Here is a 25,654-nt window from a genome sequence, read left to right on the forward strand (position 1 = left end):
AACACAAATCATTTGTATATTTGCGGCTTTTTAATAGCTTGCACGCAAGTGCGCGCTGCTCATGCGGGGCGCACGTAGCCCGTTGCTTTAGCTTCGGGTTAATGATGCGCCTATGTACAAGCGTGCCAAAGGTACGCAATATCACACAATGCGCTGGTTATAATCAAGATCGCATACCTTCGGCATGCATAGATTATGGCATCTTGTGATCCTGCAGCTAAAGCAACGGGCTACTTCTTTCTCACCCCTATTCAAATTCCTTAGTATTTTATAGTTTTCCATTCTATTAGATAACACAAACTGCTTATTTGTGACAAAACGCTATTATGTGTGCGTTAACATAATCTTTTTGTTGATTCACTCCTTGCTTGGTGTCCTAAAATTAACCATAAAAAGATCAATTTATTCACTATAAAATACATACCACCCCTTTTTAGTTCGCAAATAATGTTTAAATTTGCCCCGATTTGTAAAGTACAGTTTGCAAAATGGTTAACGTAATATCTCATCCGGGTGTAGTAGAAAGTATTGATGGTTCTCATGTGTTTGTGAGAATTGTCCAAACATCTGCATGCGCTTCGTGTAGCATAAAGGGGCATTGTTCCGCTGCCGACAACAAAGAAAAAATAATCGAAGTTACCACTACCGAAACTTATCAGGTTGGAGATAAAGTAGAAGTGTATGGAGAAACATCAATGGGAATGCGAGCAGTATTACTGGCTTTTATCATTCCTTTTTTTGTTTTAGTAATCTCTCTGTTTGGTATAATGTGGGGAAGCAATGATAATGAATTGCTCTCGGTTGGAATCTCTTTTCTGCTTCTTGTGATCTATTACACTATATTATCGAAGAACAAAACACAGTTGAAACGAAAATTCTTATTTAAAATAAAAACTCTAAATAACTAATTCCATGAATTTAATCCTTATTGCAGTTCTTTCTCTGGGAGCTATTGCACTTGTGATTGCAGTTATATTGTATGTGGCTTCGAAGAAATTTTATGTTTACGAAGACCCACGTATAGCCCAGGTGAATGAAATTCTTCCCCAAGCTAATTGTGGAGGTTGTGGCTATCCGGGGTGTAGTGGTTTTGCATCTGCTTGTGTAAAATCGGATACACTGGATGGAATGTTATGTCCGGTTGGTGGATCGGATTTAATGACCAACATTGCTTCATTACTGGGTCGCGAAGCTACTACTGCCGAACCTATGTTGGCCGTAGTAAAATGTAGCGGATCTTGCGACAAACGTCCAAGAACAAACCTGTACGACGGTGCTCCGAGTTGTGCTATTGCATCGGCCCTTTATGGTGGCGAAACCGGATGTAGCTATGGTTGTCTTGGTTGTGGCGACTGTGTATTATCGTGTCAGTTCGATGCCATTCGCATGAATCCCGAAACTGGTTTACCCGAAGTAAATGAAGATAAATGTACAGCGTGTGGTGCTTGTGTTAAAGCATGTCCGAGAAACATTATTGAACTTCGTGCCAAAGGAAAGAAATCGCGCAGAGTGTATGTGTCTTGTGTAAATAAAGATAAGGGTGCTGTAACCCGCAAGGCATGCTCGGTTGGATGTATCGGTTGTGGTAAATGTGTTAAAACCTGTTCGTTCGAGGCTATTTCATTAGAAAACAATCTGGCGTATATTGATTACAACAAGTGTAAACTATGTCGCAAGTGTGTTGAAGTATGTCCGCAGAATACCATTGTTGAAGAAAACTTCCCACCGCGTAAGCCCAAAGTTGAGGAAGCAGAAAAAACTCCTGCTACTGAAGCTTGATAATATGCTAATATCCCAATGTGCTAATATGCCAATGTGCCAATGTGCAAATAGGTAGTATTTAAAATCAGAACTTTAAACTCAAAACTCAAAACTTAAATATGTTGAAAACATTTTCCATAGGTGGAGTTCATCCACACGATAATAAGCTATCGGCTAAGCAGCCTATTATTATCGCGGATGTTCCGGCTAAAGCTGTTATTTTGTTAGGACAGCATATTGGTGCACCTGCCAAGCCTGTTGTGAAAAAAGGCGATATAGTGAAGGTAGGTACAATGATTGCCGAAGCCGGCGGTTTTGTTTCGGCGCCTATACACTCATCAGTTAGTGGGAAGGTTGCAAAGGTAGATTCTATTATAGATGCCAGCGGCTATCCCAAACCTGCTATTTTTATAGATGTTGAAGGTGATGAATGGGAAGAATCCATTGACAAAAGTACTACACTGGTAAAAGAGTGTAACCTATCTTCGGAAGAGATTGTAAAAAAGATATCGAATGCCGGTATTGTGGGATTGGGTGGAGCTTGCTTCCCTACACATGTAAAACTGAGTCCACCTCCGGGTACTAAAGCCGAATGTATTATTATTAATGGTGTTGAGTGCGAACCATACCTCACAGCCGACCATCAACTAATGTTGGAACATGCTGAGGAAATAATGGTAGGAATCAATATCCTGATGAAAGCCGTTAAGGTAAACAAAGCATTTATAGGCATTGAAAATAATAAACCCGATGCTATTGCGTTGATGACAAAAGTTGCTTCAAGCTATGCCGGGATTTCTGTTGTACCTTTAAAAGTGCAATACCCGCAGGGAGGCGAAAAACAATTGATTGACGCAGTTATCTCCCGTCAGGTGCCTAGTGGGGGACTTCCTATTGCCACCGGAGCAGTAGTTCAAAACGTAGGTACAGCTTATGCAGTATACGAGGCTGTTCAAAAAAACAAACCTTTGTTTGAACGTGTAATTACAGTAACCGGAAAATCAGTAGTGAAACCTTCTAACTTTCTGGCACGTATTGGTACACCTATGCAGCAACTGATTGATGCTTGTGGCGGATTACCGGAAGATACCGGAAAGGTTATCAGTGGTGGCCCTATGATGGGAAAAGCCATAACTTCGATGGATGTTCCAACGGCTAAAGGTAGTTCGGGTATTCTGATCATGAACAAGAAGGAAGCCAAACGTTCCGAAGCTAAAAGCTGTATCAGATGTGCAAAATGTGTGGGCGCATGTCCGATGGGATTAGAACCTTATCTGCTATCTGTTTTAGCTGAAAAGGGAGACTTTGAAAGAATGGAAACCGAGAGAATTATGGACTGTATTGAATGTGGCTCTTGCCAGTTTACATGTCCGGCCAAATTGCCATTGCTGGATTATTGCCGTTTAGGTAAGAGTAAAGTAGGTGCAATGATTCGTTCAAGGAAATAAGTTTTTAAGTTTTTGAGTTTTTAAGTTTTAAGTTTACAATACTTGAAAAGTTAGAATCTCAAAAACTTAAAAACTCAAAAACTTATAAACTCAAAACAAAATATGGAAAACAAACTTATAGTATCACTTTCACCTCATGTTCATAGCGGCGATAGCATTAATAAGAATATGTATGGTGTGTTGATTGCTTTGATTCCGGCTGTCATTGCTTCGCTTGCCTTTTATGGGCTTGGGGCTTTGATTGTTACGGCAGTATCGGTTATAGCCTGTATGTTCTTCGAGTGGGCTATCTCCAAATTTATAATGAAAAGAGAATCATTAAGCATTTGCGATGGTTCGGCAGCCATTACTGGTGTATTGTTGGCATTCAATCTGCCATCAAATCTTCCAATATGGATTATTATTTTAGGTGCATTGTTTGCAATTGGAGTAGGCAAAATGTCTTTCGGGGGGTTGGGTAATAACCCTTTCAACCCGGCATTGGCAGGACGTGTGTTTCTTTTATTATCGTTCCCAGTGCAAATGAATACCTGGCCTGTAGTTGGACAACTGGGATATTACATAGATGTAGAAACGGCTGCAACGCCTCTTGCACTTATGAAGAGTGCTCTGCATGGGTCAACTGATGCCTTGGCTAAATTGCCGGATTCGCTAAGCCTTTTCTTGGGTAATAATGGAGGATGCCTTGGTGAAGTAAGTGTTTTAGCATTATTAATAGGTTTAGTTTATATGCTTTGGCGGAAAATTATAACCTGGCACATTCCGGTTTCAATCCTGGTAACAGTTTTTGTATTTGCAGGTATTATGCATTTGGTAAACCCTCAAATATATGTTTCTCCATGGATTCATTTATTGTCGGGTGGGGTAATGTTGGGAGCAATATTTATGGCTACCGACTATGTAACTTCACCAATGAGTAAAAAAGGAATGTTATTGTATGGCGTATGTATCGGTTTGCTGACTATGGTTATCCGTTTATTCGGAGCCTATCCCGAAGGAATGTCGTTTGCAATTCTGATAATGAATGCTTTCACACCATTGATTAATATGTATATGAAACCAAAACGCTTTGGGGAGGTGGCGAAAAAGAAATGAAAAAGTTAGAGTCATCATTAAAAAATATGTTATTGGTTCTTACAACAGTAACTGTTGTGGCAGTAGGACTATTGGCTTATGTAAATGAGTTAACAAAAGAACCTATAGCACTGGCCAATCTTAAAACACTGAACGATGCTTTAAGAAAGGTTGTTCCTGCATTTGATAACGATCCCGTAAGCGAAGCAGACACATTATTTAGCGAGAAAGACGGTAAGAAAATAGTAGACTATATTATTTATCCCGCAAAGAAAGATGGTAAACAGGTTGGAACGGCTGTAGAATCCGGTCAAATAGGCTTCTCGGGGGAAATTAAAATCCTGGTAGGCTTTGATGGGGAAGATAAAATATATGATTATTCGTTACTCTCGCATTCGGAAACTCCGGGATTAGGTTCGAAAGCCGATGTTTGGTTTAAAAAAGGCAATAAAGGTGATATCACAGGTATGAACCCAGGAAAAACACCTCTTGCAGTAAATAAAGATCAGGGAGGTCAGATTGATGCCATAACTGCATCAACAATTACCAGCCGAACTTTTTTGAGAGCAGTAAATGCAGCCTATAATGCATATAAAGGTAATACAGATGTAAATACTTCGGCAACCGGTGCAGCCAATACTGATGCAAATACGGCAGCTACTGCTAAAGAAGAGGGTGCAACTGAATCTAACAATAATTAATAGGAAAGGAGAATACAATATGAACAACTTTAAAGTAATGATGAACGGGATAATAAAAGAAAACCCCGTATTTGTTCTACTACTTGGAATGTGTCCTACATTGGGAACAACTTCTTCTGCTATTAATGGTATGGGAATGGGATTAGCCACAATGTTTGTACTTATATGTTCGAATGTGGTTATATCGCTGATTAAAAACCTTATTCCTGATATGGTGCGTATACCCTCGTACATTGTGGTAATAGCCTCTTTTGTTACACTTCTGCAAATGATAATGCAAGCTTATGTACCCGCTTTGTATGCTACATTAGGACTATTTATTCCTCTGATTGTGGTAAACTGTATTGTATTAGGGCGTGCCGAAGCTTTTGCAGCAAAAAACAATATCGTTTCTTCTCTCTTCGACGGTTTAGGAATGGGATTAGGATTTACCCTTGCTCTTACCTTGTTGGGTGCTACACGTGAGTTTTTAGGAACAGGTAAAATATTCAACTTAACCATTCTGTCGGAAGAATACGGAATGTTACTGTTTGTACTAGCTCCAGGTGCATTTATCGCTTTAGGCTACCTAATAGCTCTTATTAATAAATTAAAATCAAATTGATTGTTGAAAAGAAGAAAGAATCCGCATGGTAACTTTCAACTTTCAACTCTCAACTCTCAACTAAATTATGGAATACGTTATTATATTTATATCAGCAATCTTTGTGAACAACATTGTGTTGTCGCAGTTTTTAGGTATCTGTCCTTTTCTGGGTGTATCTAAAAAGGTTGAAACAGCTTCCGGAATGGGTGCTGCTGTAGCTTTTGTACTTACTATTGCTACCATTGTTACATTTCTTATTCAAAAATATGTTCTTGATGCATTTAATTTAGGTTATTTGCAAACCATTACATTTATTCTTGTAATTGCCGGATTGGTGCAAATGGTTGAAATCATTTTGAAGAAAGTATCTCCGGCTCTTTATCAGGCTTTAGGTGTGTTTCTTCCGTTGATTACAACAAACTGCTGTATTCTTGGGGTGGCCATTCTTGTTATTCAAAAGGACTATGATCTTTTAACAGGAGTAGTATATGCATTTTCTACAGCATTAGGATTTGCATTGGCATTAATCCTTTTTGCCGGCTTAAGAGAACAAATGAGTTTGGTGAAAATACCAAAAGGAATGGAAGGTACACCCATCGCACTTATTACAGCGGGGTTACTAGCAATGGCATTTATGGGCTTTTCGGGTATTGTTTAACCCTTTTAAGTAAATGTTTATTTTAGTTTTTCTTGATTCTGAAATAAATTGTATAATTTTGCAGTGAAATTAATTGTAATCTAATCAGTTTATGAAGAAAAAGATATTAGTGACTGGTGGAACCGGATATATTGGTTCGCATACAGTTGTTGAGTTGCAAAATTCAGGATATGAAGTGGTCATTATTGATAACCTCTCTAACTCAAGCGCAGATGTTGTTGATAATATAGAGAAGGTATCAGGAATCCGTCCAGCTTTCGAAGAATTGGATTGTTTAGACTATGCAGGGTTAGATGCCTTGTTTACCAAATATCCCGGAATAGAAGCTATTATTCATTTTGCAGCCAGCAAAGCAGTAGGCGAATCGGTTGAAAAACCTTTGCTGTACTACCGTAACAACCTGGTATCTTTAATCAATCTGCTCGATCTTATGCCTAAGCATGGGGTAGGGGGTATTGTTTTTTCTTCTTCATGTACTGTTTATGGTCAACCTGATGTACTTCCGGTAACCGAGAAAGCTCCTATTAAAAAGGCTGAATCTCCTTATGGAAACACCAAACAGATTAACGAGGAAATCGTTCAGGATACAGTAGCATCCGGATCGCCAATTAATGCAATACTGCTGCGTTATTTCAATCCGATAGGTGCACATCCTACAGCATTGCTGGGTGAATTACCTAATGGGGTGCCTCAAAACCTTGTTCCTTATATCACTCAAACAGCTATGGGTATCCGTGAAAAGTTGAGTGTATTTGGCGATGATTACAATACGCCTGACGGTTCATGTATTCGCGATTTTATCAATGTAGTTGACTTGGCTAAAGCCCACGTAATTGCTATTGACAGAATACTGAACGGCAAGCAAAAAGAAAAGGTTGAAATTTTCAATGTTGGTACCGGACGTGGCCTTTCTGTTTTAGAATTGATCCATATTTTTGAAGAGTCTACCGGTGTGAAACTTAATTATCAGATAGTTAGCAGACGTGCAGGTGATATAGAGCAAGTATGGGCTGATCCTGCTTTCGCAAATGAAGAATTAGGTTGGAAAGCAGAAGCAACAATTGAAGATACACTTCGTTCGGCATGGGCATGGCAATTAAAGCTCCGTGAACGAGGTATACAATAATTGAAATCGTATTAACTAATATTAACGATACACAAAGAACAAAAGGATAAAACCTTTTGTTTATACTATGTAAAATTAGTCTGATACTATTTGCACTATATGTGAATATACAGAGATGGTTACAAATGTCTCTCCGACATTAACAGATTGATTGCATAGTAGTTTTGTCGTGTTTTATTTTGTGTTTGTGTTGTGGCGGTACTGCGATGAGAATCGTGGTACCGTTTTTTATTGCCGTTAAACTTGTGCATATCTGTTCGTTTTTGTTTCTTTGTGAGTTGAAAAACTTTTGGATAGCATAATATGAAAAGAATCGCTCCTGTAATCACTACTATATTTGTATTTTCATTTTTAGTATCTTGTTCTTCTGGAAATAAAGACGGAAAGAAAGATAACACCCGTGTATTGATGGAAAACATTACAGACTCGCAAGGTATTCAACGAATGCAAGTTTCTAAAGTAGAAAACATAGTTGAACATAAAGGGAAAAATTTTGCTATATCACTAACACGTGTTCCGGATGAAGTGCTACCCATGGTAGAAAGCGAAGTAGGAGATACATTTATAGATAACAGGATAACCTTGCACATAACCCAAGATGGCAAGGAAATATTTCAGAAAGCTTTTACGAAACAGGATTTTGCATACTTGGTAGGATCTCAGTTCCTGAAAAAGTCAATGCTCGAAGGTATGGTTTTTGATAAAGCAACTCCGCAAGGATTGGTATTTGCTGTGAGTGTAAGTTATCCGCAAACAGATTTATTCTTTCCTATTTCGGTAACTGTATCCGAAACAGGAAAGATGAGTATGGAGAAAGAAGAAATGGACGAAGAGTTTTTCTACGAATAATAAATAGAAGATGAAAAAACATATTTTAAGTAAAGGAATCTTTTTACTTTTTCTGAGTTTATTCATGCCCCTTTCGTTATTGGCTCAAAAATACAACAATAAACTTGATTCCATTTATACCAGTGTACAAATGACTCCTGCCGCAACTTTGATTGTGGGTAAAGATAAAAAATATGGTTTAATGGATGAAACAGGGAATTTGTTATTAGCTCCGCTTATATACGATGATATAAAACCGAATGAACTAAACTTGCTTACAGCCATACAAAATGGAAAAATAGGTATCTTGTCAGTTCAAACCGGAAGGGTTATTCAACCTTGCGTTTACGATTCTCTTTGTTTTCAGGTAGAAACTCTCGAAGTGACAGATATATTAGCCAAAAAAAATGGGAAATGGGGTATTACTACGGTTGACTATCAACATTTTAAAGAATTGCTTCCTTGCGAATATGATAACCTCACATATTTAGAGACTGACCGTTATATCCACACCTATCGGATAAAAAAGAATAACAAATACGGATTATACAACGAGTATAATCAAACTCCTTTAGTGTACGACTCTATCGTTCTCATGAATAGCATTGAATACGGCATTTCTTATTTTAAAGTAACCCGCAATGGTAAAGAAGGCATTGTTAGTTCAACAGAATTCGAAGAGATAATTCTCTGCGTGTTTGATAAACTAACAATGGACAAAAATATGATTGTAAAAGGATTGCGAAACGGGAAAGAAATCTCCTTTCGTTTAATGATGGGTGAAATTTATCTTTTATGAGTCACATCTGTTTGTAATCCTTAGCTAATCCTCCCTCACTTGTTTCTTTATACAAAGAAGGTAAATCGTGTCCGGTTTGCTTCATAACTTCAACTACACGGTCGAAAGATACACGGTGCATTCCATCTGTGAAAGAGGAATATAGATTAGCATCCAACGCCCGGGCTGCTGCCATTGCATTTCTTTCAATACAAGGAATTTGTACCAATCCGCATACAGGGTCACACGTCATACCCAAATGATGTTCCAACCCCATTTCGGCTGCATATTCAATTTGTGCAGGGCTTCCTCCAAACAATTGATTTGCTGCTGCCGAAGCCATGGCACAGGCTACACCTACTTCTCCCTGACAGCCAACTTCCGCTCCCGAGATAGAAGCATTGGTTTTAACTATATTGCCTACAAGTCCGGCAGTTGCCATAGCCCGTAGAATTCTGGTATCACTAAACTCCCGGCTATCTTGTAAATGGTGTAATATTGCAGGAACCACTCCGCACGATCCGCAGGTAGGGGCTGTTACAATTTTACCGCCCGAAGCGTTTTCTTCGCTTACGGCTAAAGCATACGCAAACACCAGTCCACGCGAACGGAGAGAATTTTTGTATCCGGAAGCTTTAATGTGATATGTGTAAGCTTTCCTACGAAGGTTTAGTGGGCCAGGCAATACTCCTTCGGCTTCCAAACCACGTTGAATAGCTTCGCGCATGGTTTTCCATACTTCATTCAAATAGTCCCATATATCAGATTCTTCGCATTCGTTTACGTATTCCCAATAACTTTTACCTGTGTTTTCGCACCACAGCAGAATCTCTGTCATACTATTCATGGAATAAATATCGGGGCTTTCGATGGATGGAGTATTCTCGCCTTCGGATAATGCACCCCCACCTACACTGTAAACAGTCCAGTTGTCGATAAGTTTATTGGTTTTATTGTAAGCGGCAAATGTCATTCCATTGGGATGAAAAGGAAGAAAAACCTTAGGTTGCCAGATAATTTCGGTTGGAGCAGCCGGGGTGAGAGTGTCCAGAATAGCAACATCCGTCATGTGGCCTACACCGGTAGCTGCCAGACTACCATATAAAGTAACCTTAAACGAAGCTGCATCCGGATGACGTTCTAAAAACATTTCGGCTGCTTTACGTGGGGCCATTGTATGGCTGCTTGAAGGTCCGGTTCCTATGCGATATAATTCTTTTATTGATTTCATTGATTTAGCTTTAAGTTCAGGATGCAAAATTAGGCAATTAATTGGCATAACATTGAAAAGTAACTGATAAAGTATTTCCTTCATCATCTACAACAGTCATAGAGTGTTTGCCCTCGGAGGGAAGAATCGTTATTTTATGAAAGTCCTCTGTAGCTGTAATGTACTCATCATCTAAATGCCAATATACCACAGCATTTGAATGGCTGTGCACTAGTTCGAAAGTCATTTGTCCCTGGCTGCCATCAAGTTGTTTAGGTAGATAAACCTGCGCATTCATCTGGGGATAAATAAATTGCATTGGGTTGTGTGTATCTTCACCACATCCTATCTTAAATGGCGGGAGAGTTTTGTATTCGGCATGATGCTGTTTGTAGTACCACTCCCAAGCCGGAGGCAAGGTTAACCAGTTACGTTGTATTGTTGCTTCCTGCCCAATACAATTTTCATATACACGGAATTTTTCGTCGGCTGTTAAGTTCACCTGGTGATGATAGGGGCAGGCAACTGTTCTCAATCCGTTGGGAACAACCATAACTGTATCTGTATCCTCACAAAACCGTCCTTTGAGGTGACCAGACTGTTTACAAACTACAGTTTCTGTAAATTCGGAATAAGGTGTATCAAACCATTGCGATGAAGGCAGGATATTAAAGATATCGAACATTACAGGGCCAGCTGTACGGGCTCCAACCAATCCGGGTTTACCTTCACCTGTTGCATTTCCTACCCAAACACCTACAGCATAACGGGGAGTTACTCCAACTGCCCATGCATCGCGAAAGCCATAACTGGTTCCGGTTTTCCAGGCAATGGTTTGCATGGAAGGAATAATTCTCCAATCTATCTCTTCAGGACGGTTAACCTCTTTGATTGATTGAAATGTTTGCCATACTGCACCGGGAGTGAATATTTCGGGCAATATCTGCGGATTGTCAGTCTTCGAGAGCAGCAAAGAAGTACGGCTTCTCTGCTTTCCCAGTAAAGCACGTCCCATTTGTGCATAAGCAGCGGTAACCTCCCAAAGAGTAGCTTCACCTCCACCTAATATCAGTGATAATCCGTAGTGCGAGGAGGTTCGGTTTAATGTACTGAGCCCCATTTGTTTCAGGAAAGAATGAAATTTGGGCACACCGTGCTGACGAAGCATATTTACCGTAGGTATATTTAACGAACGGGCTATTGCCTGCGATGCCGGTACTGCTCCCTCAAATTGCAAATTAAAATTCTGAGGTGCAAACCCGTTGATGTTTAAAGGAATATCAGGAAGCAATGTATTAGGAAGTATCTCACCTTCATTGAGCATTATATAATAAAGAAAAGGTTTCAAAATACTTCCGGTACTTCGGGGCGAACGGATAATATCTACCTGACTTCCTGCCCGTTTATCAGCAAAGCTAACATTACCGCAATAGGCAACAACTTCATTGGTTCTTACATCAATTACCAGTGCGGCCAGGTTGCGTATATCACTTCTGGAAAACTCACTATTCCATCTGGTTAGTAGTTGTTCTATCTGTGTTTGCACACTCTTGTCGATAGTTGTTACAGACTCAAGCCCTTTGCGCGAAGCAAAATAATAATCGACCAAATGAGGTGCTGTTTGTGGTAACGGCAAAGGTTCGTCGGGTAGTTCTTCGTTTAAAGCCAGTTCATAGGTTAATGTATCAATGGTTCCGTTCTTGCAAAGTTTTTCCAATAGCTTATTGCGTTTCTTTAATAAAGCATCCCGGCTTTTCGACAAGTGAATGGCCGATGGCGCATTGGGCAGTACAGCCAATGTTGCAGCTTCTGCCCATGATAGTTGGTCGGCATCGTGCCCAAAGTAACGCCAGGCGGCAGCATCCAGTCCGACAACATTTCCGCCATAGGGTGCATGTGAGGTATATAGGGCAAGAATTTCATTCTTAGAGTAACGGAATTCCAAGCGGGTTGCCAAAATCATCTCAATTATTTTTTCGTACCAGGTACGGTCTTTCCCCCTTGATAAGCGAATGGTTTGCATAGTTATGGTGCTTCCACCACTTACCACCCGGCCTTTTTTAATATTCTGTATGGTTGCTCTGCCAATAGCAAGGGGATTAACCCCCCAATGCCAACGGTAGTAGTTGTCTTCAAATTCAATAATACAGGTTTTCAATTTGTCAGGAACCGATTTGCGGGATGGGAAGCGCCATTGACCGTCTTCGGCAATACGGGCGCCTAATAGTTCTCCGTTTCTATCGGTTACAACAGTAGAATATGGTACATCGAATAGATTACGTGGCAGGCAGAATATATACCAAATGAGCAGAATTGCAATAATGCATCTGAATATGTTTTTTCTGCTTGGTTTTTTCATTGTTTATGGGGCTTATTTTATTCTACAGACTTGAGTACATACCTCTCATCGTATTCAACATCAAATAATTTCAAAAATTCAATATACTCTTCTGTAAACGTCCGCTTTTTATGATGTTCTTCTTGTTTTTCAATATAACATGCGATATCGGGAATTTGTGATTTTCCATAACTGAAGGCACCAAACCCTTCCTGCCACGAAAATTTTCCCATAACCAAACGGTTCTCGTTTATCCATAATGAAGAACTACGTTTAATATCTGCCATCAAATCAGATGGTGATTGTTTGGGAGACATACTCACAAGAATGTGAATATGATCCGATACTCCACCAATAGTAAGCAATTTATGCCCTTTATTTCTGATTGCTCCTGTTATATATTTATATAGTTCGTTGCGCCAATGGTTTTGTATTAAGCCAATACGATTTTGAACAGCAAAGACATAATGAATATAAATTTGTGTATAGGTATTTGCCATTATTTTTATATGTATTATCAGTGAATCCCCGATGGGGATTTTGTTCTTGTGTAATATGTTATTCTATTGATATGTATGCCCTACGGGCATCTCTGTAGATATGCTATGGTAATTTGGCAACAAATTATTGGTTCCTAACATCTGTAATCCGCATTCTATTGCCCGTAGGGCATTCATATCAATAGAAAAACATTGTGATACAAAATCTAATCCCCATAGGGGATTCACCTTTAATTGATTCACACTAATGGATTGTTTTTTATTTATACGGCCGCGCCTGCAATATAATCACCTTATCATCAGCTACTGCCCATTCAATATCCATATCTCCTTTAAACAATTGTTTTATTTTTCTTCCCTGCACAGCTAGCTTGGCAATCAATTCATCGGACATTACCCTTGTTTTCTCCGTCAAGGGTATTTCGTTGACGCCTCCTTCCGGTGCCAACCGCAACTCGGTATTCTCTTCCGAATAGCTGATTATCTGCACTGCTTTTGTTTTTTCGGAATACATTACTTGTTCAGCTATGCGCTTGCCCTCTACCACTTTAATTCCAATACCGCGTTTGGCGGCAATATATATCAGGTCCCACCGTTGCGCATCGTAAGGGTCTTTGGTTATCATTACACCCGATATCTCGGAGTCGGCAGCATGTTGAATCAAAACGCTCATCATAACCAACGAATCGGGTATATTGGCATACCTCCGGCTTTCGTAGGCTTCGAAATTGTAAACAGAAGCCCATACTTTCTTCACAGCCTCTTCTAAACCACTAACGGTTTTTACATTGGGAACAGTTGTAAACAGACCGGCACCGCTGAAATTCTTTAAATCTTCGGCGTTAGAAGAACTGCGAACAAATACGCCTTTACCATGAAGCTGAGACTTCCATTGTTCTACCCACAATTGAGATGTTGTTTTATCAAGAACGGTATTCTCTATTTTAGCCCGTAGCTTTTCTAGTTCGGCTTTACGTATATCGACATTTGACTGAAACTCCGGTTTCTTTTCCATTTCACGGATTTGATTATAGAAACCATATTGTTTCATGAAAGTGTGGTATTGCGCAAAAGGTATTGAAAAACCATCGGGGATTATAATGTTCTTCATCTTTGCTTTTATCTCTCCTAGATTTGCCGCTTTTGCACCACAGTAAATATAATCCTTTTCACGCATCTCGGATAGCGGAATAAGTTTGCTTTGCCGGATGTCCGATTTAACAGAATATCTGGTTTTCTTAGTACTCTTTCTGGCTACCTCTGCGGTTTCGTGTATGGTATAGCCGCTATTGGTGGCTTTAAGTTCTACATATTTACCCTCGTATGGTTTCAATTTCTGCGAAGCATCCTTCAAATAAAGACTGGGGATTTTCATGGCACGGGCCAGAACGTTAACATGAGACAGTAAAGTAGATGCACGTTCGGTTATTACCCCCGATACAGTAGGGATAGAGATGGGCACTTCTTTCAGTATCAATATATCGTTCTCTGAGATGTTTGTCAATTCTTCTATATTGTCGGCTATTCGTATCCTTCCTTTTGTTGTACCGGTGTTGAGCGGTATATAAGGATATTCTTTGATTATCTGTTCCTGGGTTACATATTTAACAGATGCTTTCCGTGCAGCATCTTCGTGTTGGGTAGCATTGGTTTTAAGTACTATGGTGGCAGAAAAACTATTGGTTATTGCCTGTTGAGCAGACGCAAGAATGCCGGATGTTAACTTATCTCCTTCCCAAAACTCATAAGTAAATTGTTTAATTAGCGATTGGTAGGATATGGTTCCTAATATAAATCTTCGCGATTCATCTTTATAATAGCTTTTTAAATCTTCAGGGGTATAGTTGCGGTTTAATATCTCATTCAGGAAATGTAAATGAAACTCGTAAAGTGGCGTATTGATATAGTACACCTCATCCTTCTTATTCCTGTCGATGGCAAATAATATATGTGGTATTTCGTGTAAAGTACCTTTGTTATAGATTCGTGCCAGTTGATAAAAGTCTTTATATTCTTTTATTTCCGACAAGTAACTAGTTGATGTTTTTACATCAGTTTTTTCTGTAGTGTAGTTTGCCGATGGTTTCCGGGCTATCTGAGCATTTAATAAAACAACCGAAAAGGAAAAGATTAAAAGGAAGTAGGTACGCATTTTATAGTGATTTAGAAACTTATTGTTTTGCAATATTTCAGCCACTCTTTTTCTTCTTCATGAAGAGTTTCCGAATTTGGAATATAATCAGGATCGGGCATATACCAGTCTACATTCTCTTCATAAAATGCTTGTACTTTCTTATCCTTAAATACATATCCTCTTCTTGCAAAAGGAAGGTTTCGCAGTATCTTATGTTCGAACTCATCACGTGGTTTAATTATTGACTGATCTATATAATAGCTGAAAGGAAGATATAAACTCTCTTCATCCATCATAGAGGAATAGAAATATGGATTCGTTGCACTTAAATACAATTCGTTTTCGGGATGAAAATTCTTTTTACGATAAATAATAGGGCCATGATGAATATGGAATTCAACAGAGCTATTATCATCAGTCCAATCATCAATAAGTAATTTATGTCCTATTTTACCTTTACCAACTATATCCCAATCATAATCATTAGTGAAAAAAGTTTTTGCAATATCAAATGTTTCAAACTCTCCCATATCAATGATTAAAGTAAAATCATCAATCTGATTGTTGGCCCAACGGTTAGCAGCAGTAAGAATGTAGTCGAAAGAATAAAGCTTATCAACGGAACCCGACAGTTTATACTTGTATGTGTGTTTTACAATGTTTACGCCTGGTTTGAATGTTGCATCAAAGTAGTAAACGTAAAAGAACTCTACACAGTTTTCGTTGTATATGCCTTCTTTTATCTTTGCCAATGTTTGCGATTCTATTTTTCCATCTTTCACATAAACAGAATCTTCTACATAGGCTATATTATGTGGAATATGTTTATCGTTAATGTTAACAGTAAAGTCGCTCATGTAAGGATGCTGACCATTTTTGGGGGAACCATCAACATCGCCCATGGGCGAAAAGGCTTCGAAACCAACCGTCATTGTTTTCTGAGCACCGGGATTGTAAAATTCATAATATACATCAACAGTAATAGTTCTTTCACTTTTTCGGGTGATTTGCAATATCTCCTTTTGAACGGAGATATCAGTTTCATTAATTGGAATTAAATGATTACCACTCGCATAGTAGGCTCCATCGTTGGCTATTGCATGAAGGTAAAAGAAGCATATCAATGTAAATACTGTTTTTCGCATAATGCTATACTTAAAGAGTCTTGGTGAGTTACGATTTATAAGCAATCACCCCTTTTGGGGTGATTGCTTACAATTATTGTGTCACCGTTACCACACCCGCTTTTGTGCGTCCTTGTGCCAACACATCATACATGGCTTCGCATTGAATTGCCGGCAATGTAAATGTACCTGCATAAGTAGCTTGCAAACGAATTGGGAACACCTTTGACTTGGCTTTAGCCAGGTCGAAGTATGTTAACACACGATCGTCGCGGATATCGCGGTAGGTATAATTATCTTGTTTAACCTCTTCGGTTATCTCTGCACTATCATCTACAATCATACGTTCGTTGTAAATCTCCCAACCAGATGGAATAATGTGGGTAAGTGCTATGTCTTTGTAATCTATTGTAGCATTTATATTCGAAACAGTTACTACAGCCATAAAGTCGGTTCCCTGTTTCAAATTGGTTATATCAGTAGGATTGCCAGACATATCTGTGTATCTTACCTCTACCTTCAGGTTGTTGGCCATTGCCGGAAGCGTATCGTTGAGCAGTTGTGTGCGCGAAACCAAATCAACATAAATAGCCCCTTCGCCCTTGTTCTTTAGTTCTACACTTCCTGAAAGCGGATTCAGTGGCAGATCGTTTTGGTAAATAGCCTTAGTCGATTTGATATCCGATTTGTTTCCACCGTTCAATTTCCATTCAAAAGCAAACGAACCCGATAACTTTTCGGCCAATCTACCCATTGCCATTAACGAGTAAGCTGTAGATTGGGTACTGAAATAATTTTCCCTGTTAAGGTTTCGAGATACCTTTTTGGCTTGTTCAAAAGCTTCCTTGTCTCTACCCATCAACACCAATGCTTCGAGAATCATAGCCTCGTCACGGCTAGAAGAACCATACACATAATTGTTGGAAGGATAGTCTTCTACAGTTGTGGCAACATTGAATATCAGGTTGTTGGCTGCTTCGGTTTGGCCAATAAGTGCATAAGCAGCAGCCAATCGCCATCTGGTTTGGATAGACATATCTGCTTTTTCTTTCAATCTGTTCATTGCTCCCAATTCGGGTGAGCCGGCCAAGGCTAAGGTATAAAGTCGGTAAGCCTGTTCCAAATCATCCTGACGGTAATACCACTTGCCATCGTTGGCTACAGGCGACCAGTTTTTGGCTGCATTCCGTTGATAGCTCTTCCATTTATTTAATACACTGGAGTTTACTTCGTATCCTTTTTCTTTCGCCATTACCAGGAACATACCCGAGTAGGAAGTAATCCATTGGTTGGCTGAACTGTTACCCGGCCAATACACAATACCTCCGTTAGAAAGTTGACGGGAATAGAGATGCTTAATAGCTTCCAGTACATTCTTCTTAATATTTTCTTTCTCTTTAGTATCTGTTTCTTTAAATTGGGAAACAAACAGTAATGGCAATGCCCTGGATGTTAACTGTTCGGAGCAATAATGCTGATAGTTATGCAGATAGTCGAAACGGCGGCTAATATCTACCGATGGTATTCGGGATACTTCCAGTTTCAACCAGCTTTCTTTTGATGCATTACCCAGTTTATAAGAGAGATTTCCGGTTTCGCCTGCACCCAGTAGTTTACTTTCGTTCAATGTTACTACAGGATTTGGGTTACGAACATCTATCTCAATAGACTCCTTGGTTGAATGTTTACCCGATGTAGCAGTGATGTCTATTTTAGCAATACCTGTAACATCACCCGATTTCAAACGGAAATATACAAGCTGATCGCCTGCCTTACTAAAGGTTACAGACTTCTTATTGCCATCTGTTAACTGAACATTCGGTGTGGTTTCAATATTAACGGAAACATTTTTAATGCCATCTTCCATTGCAAAAACATTAACCGGCAACAGTATTTCTTCACCTATACTTAATACACGTGGTAGGGTAGAAAGCAGCATAAGTGGAGTACGTACCGGAGTTGTTTTTTCGCTACGGCCATAGGCTCCATCCTGTCCGGCAACAATCATTGTGCGAACAGAACCTACATACATTGGTAAGGTAATCTTATGGGTATTTTTCTTGCCTTTATCAAGTTTAAATGGTCCAAGGAATTTCACAACCGGACGGAAACGGTTTGCTTTGGCATCGTCCTGTTTCAGCATTTCGTCACCACCGGTACTGAACAGTGAACTGTACGAACCGGCATAAGCTCCTATTACATCATCAAACATATCCCATGTACGTATGCCTAATGCTTCACGGGCATAGAAGTGGTTCCAGGGATCGGGTGTTTTAAAGTTAGTAAGATCAAGTAAACCATCATCCACAATAGCCAGTGTATAGGTCATTGGTTTGCCGTCTTTTTCGTCTACTGTTACTGTAAATTCATTTTCCGGTGTCAATACATCAGGCATTTTTATGCGTGGTTCAAGTACGGTTGCCTTATTGGTTACAAACACAGGTACTACGCCGTACATACGGATAGGCAAGTCGTTAACTGTTTGTTCATGAGGTTGCAACAGCATGATATGCAGATAAACGTTAGGTGCCATTTCCGGAGTTACCTTGAACTGATATTTAGTATCATCTTTTTCGGATACGGTAATCCACTCACGATGAAGAACAACAGAACCGGTTTCTAATGTAACAAGTGCCCTGCCTCCTGCCGAAGCCGGAATGATAGTAGTAACTGTTTCGCCTACATTATAGTTTTCTTTATCAACAGAGAAAGAAAGCATGGTTACACCGCTAGGATCCGATTTGTTTGAACGTCCACGCCAATCGGGCCAGTCAATATATATGGTTCCTCCGGTAGCATGTCCGCTTATCCTGTCTTTAACATAAACCAGATAGCGACCCCAGCTTGGGTAGTTTACGCGGAAGCTGAATTGTCCTTTACCATTTTTAGTTGAAATAGTTCCCTGCGCTTCGGGTACCATAGATGAATTGTTGATGTAGGATGAGAACGACTCGTTGCGTTTTTCCCACCACCACGACCAGTTAATACGGTACACTCTGTATTCCAGATTAGAACGATCCATCAGTTTACCAGTAGGATCAACAGTAACTATATCGAAAACATGGTCTTTATCGGTTTCGATATACCGTGATTTGGATTGATTCAGGTTGATACCCACATACGAACTGAATGGAGAGAACGGTACTGACACAGTATTAATACTTGCATCTCCTCCCGGTTCAAAAACACGGGTAGTGATGTTTGCCTGTAACATTCCCGGTGCATTGCTTGCGTTAGGAAGTTTTATACGGAAAAAGGCATCGCCTTGCGAATCCAGTTTACCATCAAATACATCCATTTTCTCAGTATTAAAATCGGTAGCCGGATTATTAAAGATATACTGGCTATAATCCTTAAACTGTATTGCTGTGCGCGACAATGACATTTCTACTTTTGCAGCCAAACTCGATGCTGTTGCTCCGGTAAGCCATGTCGAAGATAGTTTTACACCAGCATCAATATTAGATGCTTTAACGATATTATCCGGAATTGTCAGATTTATTTTTAAGCGGTTGGGCTTAACTGTTTCAATACGGAATGATTTATGGAAAGAAGCGCCCCCTACTTTTACATATCCGTTCCACATACCGGTAGGATCGTCTTGTTTGGTTGGCACCTGGAAGGTGTAAAGGCCGTTTATACCATTAGCCGAAATCATCTTGGTATAGAATTGTCCGCGTGGATTATACAGTTCAAATGATACCGGGTGTTTATCCGGAATGCGGTTTTGTGCATCTTCCAACATAAACGAAATATGTAAGGTATCACCCGGACGCCATACTCCTCTTTCGCCGTAAATGAAGCCTTTTAATCCTTTAGCAATCTCTTTTCCGCCCACATCGAAACGACTAACCGAAAGGTCTTCGCCATCAATTAGTTTAAGATATGTTTTTTGTTTGCCAAGCGAAGCAACCAATGCAAACGGTACTCCTTTGCATTCTATTTCAACAAAACCGTTCGAATCTGTTTTTCCGTTTCCTATAGGTTGAAGCTGGAAGTTATAGGCAATCACATCTGCCGAAGGCACAGAAGATGTATCCAGAATATTACTTACAGCAACCCACAATTTATTAGCTGAGTTCTGTTTGGCAATGACACCAAGATTGGTTGCCAGTACGTTACAGGATATTTTTCGGTCAGACCCCATGTAATAACTTGGGTGGCAAGGATTATCAGACTCCTCCCAATCATACAGATGCCAGTCATAGTCGGCACCTTCCATATAATAATAAGCATAAGGAGTATCCCAGTCCGAGTCGTCCAGTTCTTCCGAATCCGGAGCAATGCGGGTCATCTGTGTGCCATTGTCCGACAGTTGTTTCTTTCCTTCACCGTCGCATGGATAGGCTGAGTAGTCTTGCTTGAACGAAATCATAAGGCGATAAATAGCACCGGGTTCCTGTTCTATGACTCCGCTTAGGTCTATGGAGTATTCTTCCCAGTTGTTAAGGTCTTTGGTTGGATCGTTATCCAGGCGAAGCATTTTTTTATAAACCAAACGTCCTGAACGGCGTATCTCTTCCGAACCGGATAAAGCATTGGTTTGCAGGAAAGATAAAACGTTGTTTTCAAAAATACGTACTACACTTAAATCAACTGCGTAAAGGCTTACTGCTTTAAAGTTAACAATCAGCTTTTTCGAGTCGGGCATAATGGTTCCGGTATTATTTACCCAACTAACCTCGGGCTTAATATATTCCTGACTAAAAGATACGGATGTTTTTGTTTTGAGTGTTTTGCCGGTTGCACTTTTAATACCCTGATGGATATCTATATTAATATCGTTGCGCGAATTTTCGTAAAAAACATTCACCTTATTATCTTCTACTTGCAATACAGGCGATGATGCACCATAAACCTGAATAAGTCCGTTCAGGTTTTGTGTTTTAGAAAGTGCTTCGGAGAAAACTATCTGGATACCGTTTTCGGGTTGCTGTATTCTTTCAGCTGCAAGATACGTAAAGGTATCCTTAGCCGGGATTAGCAATGTTTTGCATATCTCTGTATCAACTCCAATTACTTTTCCGTTTACACAGATACGTACTTCACTTTCTTTTGCTTCTTTATTAATATTGTTAATAGTAAACTTATAAATTGCCGGATTATCGGTTTGTTGAGTTGTGACAGAAAGGGTTTGACTGCGTCCTATTTTTGCCGAAATCATTTTGTCTACAGTTTCCTGTTTCACGGCGTCACTGAAACGAATGTTTCCGGTAACAGTTGCATATTCGGGGTGCGATGCTGTTACATGAATCGCATCTACATCCATCGCAAAGTTGCGTTCAAGCACACGGAAGGTAAACTGAAATTTGTTTAATCCTTTTGTAACCTGCACATAATCGCCCAGTTTAAAATTGGCTTTGTAAAGGGTTCCGGGTTTTAAAGCACCCTCTTCGGGTACAAATTCAATGGTGTTGTTGCTTACCCAAAAGGCTTTTCCTTTGAGTGATGGCGAAAAACTAAAAGGATTATCCTTTAGTTCGGTATTTAACTCAACTACAGGTAAATCCTGTGTTAACTCTACACGGATAGATGATCCTTGGGAGATAACTCCACCCGTATAAGCATTTACATACGCAGCGAATTCGGAAGAGGGAACAATGTCTTCAGCAGTTTTTTCTTCGCAGGAATAATTCACAAATAACATTGCTATCAGTAAAAAAACACCGATACAGCAATTTAATTTAGGTTTCGCCATATTAAATATTTTTTGTAGGGAATTCAAAAAGCTCATTTGTTCAGCAAACAAAGATAGTACATTCTTCAAAAAAAGGATAGAATTATAAAATAAATATTAATGTAGAAGGAGGTAAAGGAGATAAAGTGAGGTAAAGGAGGTAAAGTAGAATCCATGCGGCATCGCTCTACTCTACCTCCTTTACCTCACTTTACCTCACTCTACCTCCTTTTTTTCTGCTTCGTGAACTATAATTATGATATCAATGACTGATTTTTCGCCTTTTTATCCGGTAAGCGATGTTATTTTTGCTAGCAAACTATAACCATGGAGAATAACAAAATCCTAGAACTATTATGAAAGGTAAAACATTAGTTAATTTCAGGAACATTATTTTATTATTGATTTTGTGTATGCCCATAAATGTGGCAGCACAAGAGTGGGAACTTGTATGGAGTGATGAATTCGATTATACTGGTCCACCCGATAAAAATTCGTGGAGTTATGAAAAAGGCTTTGCACGTAACGAAGAGTTACAATGGTATCAGCCAAACAATGCCTATGTTGAAAATGGAATGCTGGTAATTGAAGCCAGAAAAGAGAAATCGAAGAATCCTCTCTATAAAAAAGGAGCAAAAGATTGGCGTTCAATCCGTAAAAACATAGAATACACCTCTGCTTCGATAAAAACAGTAGGAAAGAAAGAATTTCTATATGGCCGCTTTGAGGTAAAAGCGCGTATTCCAATAGCAGGTGGGGCCTGGCCGGCTATCTGGACCTTAGGTAAGAATATGCCTTGGCCTTCGAATGGCGAAATAGATATAATGGAGTATTATCGTATTAATAATGTTCCACACATATTGGCAAATACAGCATGGGGAACGGATCAACCCTATCATGCAAAGTGGGATTCACAAACCGTTCCGTTCACAAACTTTACGGATAAAGATCCTGAATGGGCATCTAAATTTCATATCTGGCGTATGGATTGGGACGAAACAGCTATCCGGCTTTACCTGGATGATGAATTGATTAACGAAACACTACTCAGTGAAACTATTAACGGAAGCATTGGGCAGGGAACCAACCCTTTTCGTCAACCACATTATTTATTACTGAATTTGGCTATAGGCGGACAACATGGTGGCGACCCCGATGTGAATGCTTTCCCCATGAAATACGAAATAGATTATGTACGTGTTTACCAGAAAAAACAAACCATTCGTTCGGGAGAGATCTGGCCCGATGATCGTGGTGAGCATATTAATGCACATGGTGGCGGAGTTCTTTTTCATGACGGGAAATACTATTGGTTTGGCGAACATAAAAGCGAAAAGACCAGTGCTGCAATGGTAGGGGTAACCTGCTACTCATCGACCGATCTTTGTAACTGGAAGTACGAAGGGGTAGCACTTCCAGTATCCGATAATGAAAACAGCGACATTGTTCGTGGTAGTGTAATTGAACGACCCAAAGTAATTTATAATAAAAAAACAGGGAAGTTTGTGATGTGGTTTCATCTTGAACTCAAAGGAAAAGGATACTCGGCTGCACGTGCAGCATTAGCTGTAAGCGATACACCTGTAGGACCTTATACTTATATCCGTTCAACACGGGTAAATCCCGGAATCTATCCGTTTGATATGAGCGAAGAAGATCGGGCAGCTCAGCCAGACACCTCTCTTACCTCTAAATGGTGGACACCCCAATGGTACAAAGCAATAAACCAGGGCTTGTTTGTACAACGTGATCTGGAAAGCGGACAAATGTCGCGCGATATGACTCTTTTTGTTGATGATGACGATAAGGCTTACCATATTTATTCGTCGGAAGAGAACCTTACACTCCATATTGCCGAACTAACCGACGATTACCAAAGTCATACAGGTAAATACACTCGTATCTTCCCCGGAGGGCACAATGAGGCACCGGCAATATTTAAGAAAGATGGTACTTACTGGATGATAACTTCCGGATGTACCGGTTGGGATCCTAACGAAGCCCGTATGTTTTCGGCACCATCTATTTGGGGCCCTTGGAAACAATATGCAAATCCATGTCTAGGTGAAAATGCTCAGCTTACTTTTGGTGGACAAAGTACGTATATCCTTACCATTCCGGGTGGAAAATACGAATACATATTTGTGGCAGATATTTGGCGCCCACGGAATCCGATTGATGCCCGCTATATCTGGTTACCAATCCGGTTTGATGGAAATGGTACTCCCTATGTAAAATGGGAAAACGAGTGGAGTCCGGTGTATTAATAATCGATAAAAGAATAATATATAATTACTAAATATGAAAACATCCATTTGGGGAATAACCCTATTATCCGTATTTTTATTTATCTCATGTAATCAGAAGAATGAAGCTGATGAGATTATCGAAATTATCCATAAGGTAAACTCTCATTGGCAATCAGCCCATCCGGAGCACGAAAACTCTTTTTGGCATAGGGCAGCCTATCATACAGGGAATATGGAAGCCTGGCTGCTGACAAAGAAACCGGAGTATTTAACATATTCAACAGCTTGGGCCGAACACAATGAATGGAAAGGTGCAAACTCTGACAATAAAGACGAATGGAAATACAGTTACGGAGAAACCAATGAACATGTGTTGTTTGGAGATTATCAAACATGTTTCCAAGTATATGCCGATTTGTACACTGTTGAGCCGGCTGAGTTTAAAATTGCACGTGCCCGTGAGGTGATGGAATATCAAATGAGTACCGAAAACAACGATTACTGGTGGTGGGCCGACGGGCTTTATATGGTGATGCCTGTAATGACCCGTTTACATAAAATAACCCAAAATCCTCTTTACCTGAAAAAACTTCACGAATACCTGATGTATGCCGACAGTATAATGTTCGATGAAGAAGCCGGATTGTATTACCGGGATGCTAAATATGTGTATCCTAAACACAAATCGGCAAACGGAATGAAAGATTTCTGGGCTCGTGGTGATGGTTGGGTATTAGCAGCTTTTGCCAGAGTATTAAATGATCTTCCACAAACGGATCAGTACCGGAATATGTATATCGAAAGATTTCGCACAATGGCAAAGGCAGTAGCCGCTAGTCAGCAACCCGAAGGTTACTGGACACGCAGTATGCTCGATCCTGAACATGCGCCGGGACCGGAAACCAGTGGTACAGCATTCTTTACCTATGGACTTGCATGGGGGGTAAACAATGGATTCCTGGATAAAGAAACATATAAACCCATAATTGATAAAGCCTGGAAGTATCTTTCAACTGTGGCTCTTCAGCCCGATGGAAAGGTTGGTTATGTACAACCAATAGGTGAAAGAGCTATTCCCGGACAGGTAGTTGATGTAAACTCAACTGCTGATTTTGGAGTAGGAGCGTTTTTGCTGGCGGCTTGTGAAATGGTGCGTTATAAATTGCAATAAAGATTTTTCCGATTAAAAACTTAGAAGTTCCGCCAAGCTATATAGACGAGAGGTTTCGTGCTATATAGACGAGCAACCGTTTGCTATATAGACGGAGAGTCATTTGCTATATAGATCAGAGGTGCTCGTCTATATAGCAAAATTTATTATTCCGAATAGAATAACTAGAAAGATATATTACCATTTTTGAAAGTAAGCGTCTCCGCTTTGCCGCCTATTTTGTATTTTCTTTGTTCTTGATCAAAGAATGACTGTTTTTTTAAAACTCAAAGGGATTTTTTATCTATTTTT

At 39.7% G+C, this 25,654-nt stretch carries 18 protein-coding genes; 12 read left to right on the plus strand and 6 right to left on the minus strand.

What is annotated here, in order from left to right; genetic code table 11:
• The first annotated feature begins 488 nt into the window (after window positions 1–488).
• The 10 genes from D0T85_RS21120 (at window position 489) to D0T85_RS21165 (ending at window position 8,981) form a co-directional block, all read left to right on the plus strand.
• Window positions 489–908 carry a SoxR reducing system RseC family protein gene (locus D0T85_RS21120; protein WP_163215503.1) on the plus strand — a complete coding sequence of 140 codons (420 nt, stop codon included), beginning with the start codon at window positions 489–491 and terminating at the stop codon, window positions 906–908.
• A 4-nt stretch (window positions 909–912) separates the two neighbouring features.
• On the plus strand, window positions 913–1,779 hold the full coding sequence (locus D0T85_RS21125) for a Fe-S cluster domain-containing protein (protein ID WP_163215504.1): 867 nt from the start codon (window positions 913–915) through the stop codon (window positions 1,777–1,779).
• A gap of 101 nt (window positions 1,780–1,880) precedes the next feature.
• Window positions 1,881–3,209 (plus strand): electron transport complex subunit RsxC, encoded by a 1,329-nt coding sequence (rsxC, locus tag D0T85_RS21130; RefSeq protein WP_163215505.1) that lies wholly within the window; start codon window positions 1,881–1,883, stop codon window positions 3,207–3,209.
• A 102-nt stretch (window positions 3,210–3,311) separates the two neighbouring features.
• Window positions 3,312–4,304, plus strand: coding sequence for an RnfABCDGE type electron transport complex subunit D (locus tag D0T85_RS21135; RefSeq protein WP_163215506.1), 993 nt, complete (start codon window positions 3,312–3,314; stop codon window positions 4,302–4,304).
• Window positions 4,301–4,984, plus strand: coding sequence for an RnfABCDGE type electron transport complex subunit G (locus tag D0T85_RS21140; protein ID WP_163215507.1), 684 nt, complete (start codon window positions 4,301–4,303; stop codon window positions 4,982–4,984). Before D0T85_RS21135 ends, D0T85_RS21140 begins: the two co-directional genes overlap by 4 nt.
• A gap of 19 nt (window positions 4,985–5,003) precedes the next feature.
• Window positions 5,004–5,588 (plus strand): electron transport complex subunit RsxE, encoded by a 585-nt coding sequence (rsxE, locus tag D0T85_RS21145; RefSeq protein ID WP_163215508.1) that lies wholly within the window; start codon window positions 5,004–5,006, stop codon window positions 5,586–5,588.
• A gap of 67 nt (window positions 5,589–5,655) precedes the next feature.
• Entirely contained in the window at window positions 5,656–6,228 is a 573-nt protein-coding gene (gene rsxA, locus D0T85_RS21150; protein WP_163215509.1) for an electron transport complex subunit RsxA, read from the plus strand.
• A gap of 91 nt (window positions 6,229–6,319) precedes the next feature.
• Entirely contained in the window at window positions 6,320–7,354 is a 1,035-nt protein-coding gene (galE, locus tag D0T85_RS21155; RefSeq protein ID WP_163215510.1) for a UDP-glucose 4-epimerase GalE, read from the plus strand.
• Between the two features lie 303 nt (window positions 7,355–7,657).
• The gene (locus D0T85_RS21160; RefSeq protein ID WP_163215511.1) at window positions 7,658–8,203 is read left to right on the plus strand and encodes a DUF4738 domain-containing protein; all 546 of its coding nucleotides are present in this window, start codon (window positions 7,658–7,660) and stop codon (window positions 8,201–8,203) included.
• Window positions 8,204–8,213: 10 nt separating this feature from the next.
• Window positions 8,214–8,981 carry a WG repeat-containing protein gene (locus D0T85_RS21165; RefSeq protein WP_163215512.1) on the plus strand — a complete coding sequence of 256 codons (768 nt, stop codon included), beginning with the start codon at window positions 8,214–8,216 and terminating at the stop codon, window positions 8,979–8,981.
• Window position 8,982: 1 nt separating this feature from the next.
• Here the strand turns inward: D0T85_RS21165 and D0T85_RS21170 are convergent, their stop codons facing one another.
• From D0T85_RS21170 to D0T85_RS21195, 6 genes are all read right to left on the minus strand, one after another.
• Window positions 8,983–10,191, minus strand: coding sequence for an L-serine ammonia-lyase (locus D0T85_RS21170; RefSeq protein WP_163215513.1), 1,209 nt, complete (start codon window positions 10,189–10,191; stop codon window positions 8,983–8,985).
• Between the two features lie 37 nt (window positions 10,192–10,228).
• Window positions 10,229–12,529 (minus strand): penicillin-binding protein 1C, encoded by a 2,301-nt coding sequence (pbpC, locus tag D0T85_RS21175; RefSeq protein ID WP_163215514.1) that lies wholly within the window; start codon window positions 12,527–12,529, stop codon window positions 10,229–10,231.
• 17 nt (window positions 12,530–12,546) lie between these two features.
• Complete coding sequence (gene tnpA / locus D0T85_RS21180) at window positions 12,547–13,008, minus strand: IS200/IS605 family transposase (RefSeq protein ID WP_163215515.1); 462 nt, start codon at window positions 13,006–13,008, stop codon at window positions 12,547–12,549.
• A 259-nt stretch (window positions 13,009–13,267) separates the two neighbouring features.
• Window positions 13,268–15,160 carry a PEP/pyruvate-binding domain-containing protein gene (locus tag D0T85_RS21185; protein ID WP_203558548.1) on the minus strand — a complete coding sequence of 631 codons (1,893 nt, stop codon included), beginning with the start codon at window positions 15,158–15,160 and terminating at the stop codon, window positions 13,268–13,270.
• 11 nt (window positions 15,161–15,171) lie between these two features.
• A complete protein-coding gene (locus tag D0T85_RS21190) occupies window positions 15,172–16,287 on the minus strand; it encodes a YARHG domain-containing protein (RefSeq protein WP_163215517.1) in 1,116 nt (371 codons plus the stop codon).
• 73 nt (window positions 16,288–16,360) lie between these two features.
• The gene (locus tag D0T85_RS21195; protein ID WP_370460025.1) at window positions 16,361–21,964 is read right to left on the minus strand and encodes an alpha-2-macroglobulin; all 5,604 of its coding nucleotides are present in this window, start codon (window positions 21,962–21,964) and stop codon (window positions 16,361–16,363) included.
• A gap of 335 nt (window positions 21,965–22,299) precedes the next feature.
• Here D0T85_RS21195 and D0T85_RS21200 point away from each other — a divergent pair, with 335 nt between their 5' ends.
• Together D0T85_RS21200 and D0T85_RS21205 are read left to right on the plus strand one after the other, a co-directional pair.
• Complete coding sequence (locus D0T85_RS21200; protein ID WP_163215518.1) at window positions 22,300–24,210, plus strand: family 43 glycosylhydrolase; 1,911 nt, start codon at window positions 22,300–22,302, stop codon at window positions 24,208–24,210.
• 34 nt (window positions 24,211–24,244) lie between these two features.
• Window positions 24,245–25,363, plus strand: coding sequence for a glycoside hydrolase family 88 protein (locus D0T85_RS21205; RefSeq protein WP_163215519.1), 1,119 nt, complete (start codon window positions 24,245–24,247; stop codon window positions 25,361–25,363).
• Window positions 25,364–25,654 lie beyond the last annotated feature (291 nt).

Origin of the sequence: Bacteroides sp. 519, assembly GCF_010500955.1 — a bacterium.
In the GTDB taxonomy this organism is placed as follows: Bacteria; Bacteroidota; Bacteroidia; order Bacteroidales; family Bacteroidaceae; genus Bacteroides.

Coding starts and splice junctions, on each gene's coding strand:
- D0T85_RS21140 (WP_163215507.1), top strand. CDS start 4,301: ATGAAAAAGTTAGAGTCATCATTAAAAAATATGTTATTGGTTCTTACA.
- D0T85_RS21200 (WP_163215518.1), top strand. CDS start 22,300: ATGAAAGGTAAAACATTAGTTAATTTCAGGAACATTATTTTATTATTG.
- rsxA (WP_163215509.1), top strand. CDS start 5,656: ATGGAATACGTTATTATATTTATATCAGCAATCTTTGTGAACAACATT.
- D0T85_RS21205 (WP_163215519.1), top strand. CDS start 24,245: ATGAAAACATCCATTTGGGGAATAACCCTATTATCCGTATTTTTATTT.
- galE (WP_163215510.1), top strand. CDS start 6,320: ATGAAGAAAAAGATATTAGTGACTGGTGGAACCGGATATATTGGTTCG.
- D0T85_RS21135 (WP_163215506.1), top strand. CDS start 3,312: ATGGAAAACAAACTTATAGTATCACTTTCACCTCATGTTCATAGCGGC.
- D0T85_RS21125 (WP_163215504.1), top strand. CDS start 913: ATGAATTTAATCCTTATTGCAGTTCTTTCTCTGGGAGCTATTGCACTT.
- D0T85_RS21185 (WP_203558548.1), bottom strand. CDS start 15,160: ATGCGTACCTACTTCCTTTTAATCTTTTCCTTTTCGGTTGTTTTATTA.
- rsxE (WP_163215508.1), top strand. CDS start 5,004: ATGAACAACTTTAAAGTAATGATGAACGGGATAATAAAAGAAAACCCC.
- D0T85_RS21195 (WP_370460025.1), bottom strand. CDS start 21,964: ATGGCGAAACCTAAATTAAATTGCTGTATCGGTGTTTTTTTACTGATA.
- tnpA (WP_163215515.1), bottom strand. CDS start 13,008: ATGGCAAATACCTATACACAAATTTATATTCATTATGTCTTTGCTGTT.
- rsxC (WP_163215505.1), top strand. CDS start 1,881: ATGTTGAAAACATTTTCCATAGGTGGAGTTCATCCACACGATAATAAG.
- D0T85_RS21120 (WP_163215503.1), top strand. CDS start 489: ATGGTTAACGTAATATCTCATCCGGGTGTAGTAGAAAGTATTGATGGT.
- pbpC (WP_163215514.1), bottom strand. CDS start 12,529: ATGAAAAAACCAAGCAGAAAAAACATATTCAGATGCATTATTGCAATT.
- D0T85_RS21165 (WP_163215512.1), top strand. CDS start 8,214: ATGAAAAAACATATTTTAAGTAAAGGAATCTTTTTACTTTTTCTGAGT.
- D0T85_RS21170 (WP_163215513.1), bottom strand. CDS start 10,191: ATGAAATCAATAAAAGAATTATATCGCATAGGAACCGGACCTTCAAGC.
- D0T85_RS21190 (WP_163215517.1), bottom strand. CDS start 16,287: ATGCGAAAAACAGTATTTACATTGATATGCTTCTTTTACCTTCATGCA.
- D0T85_RS21160 (WP_163215511.1), top strand. CDS start 7,658: ATGAAAAGAATCGCTCCTGTAATCACTACTATATTTGTATTTTCATTT.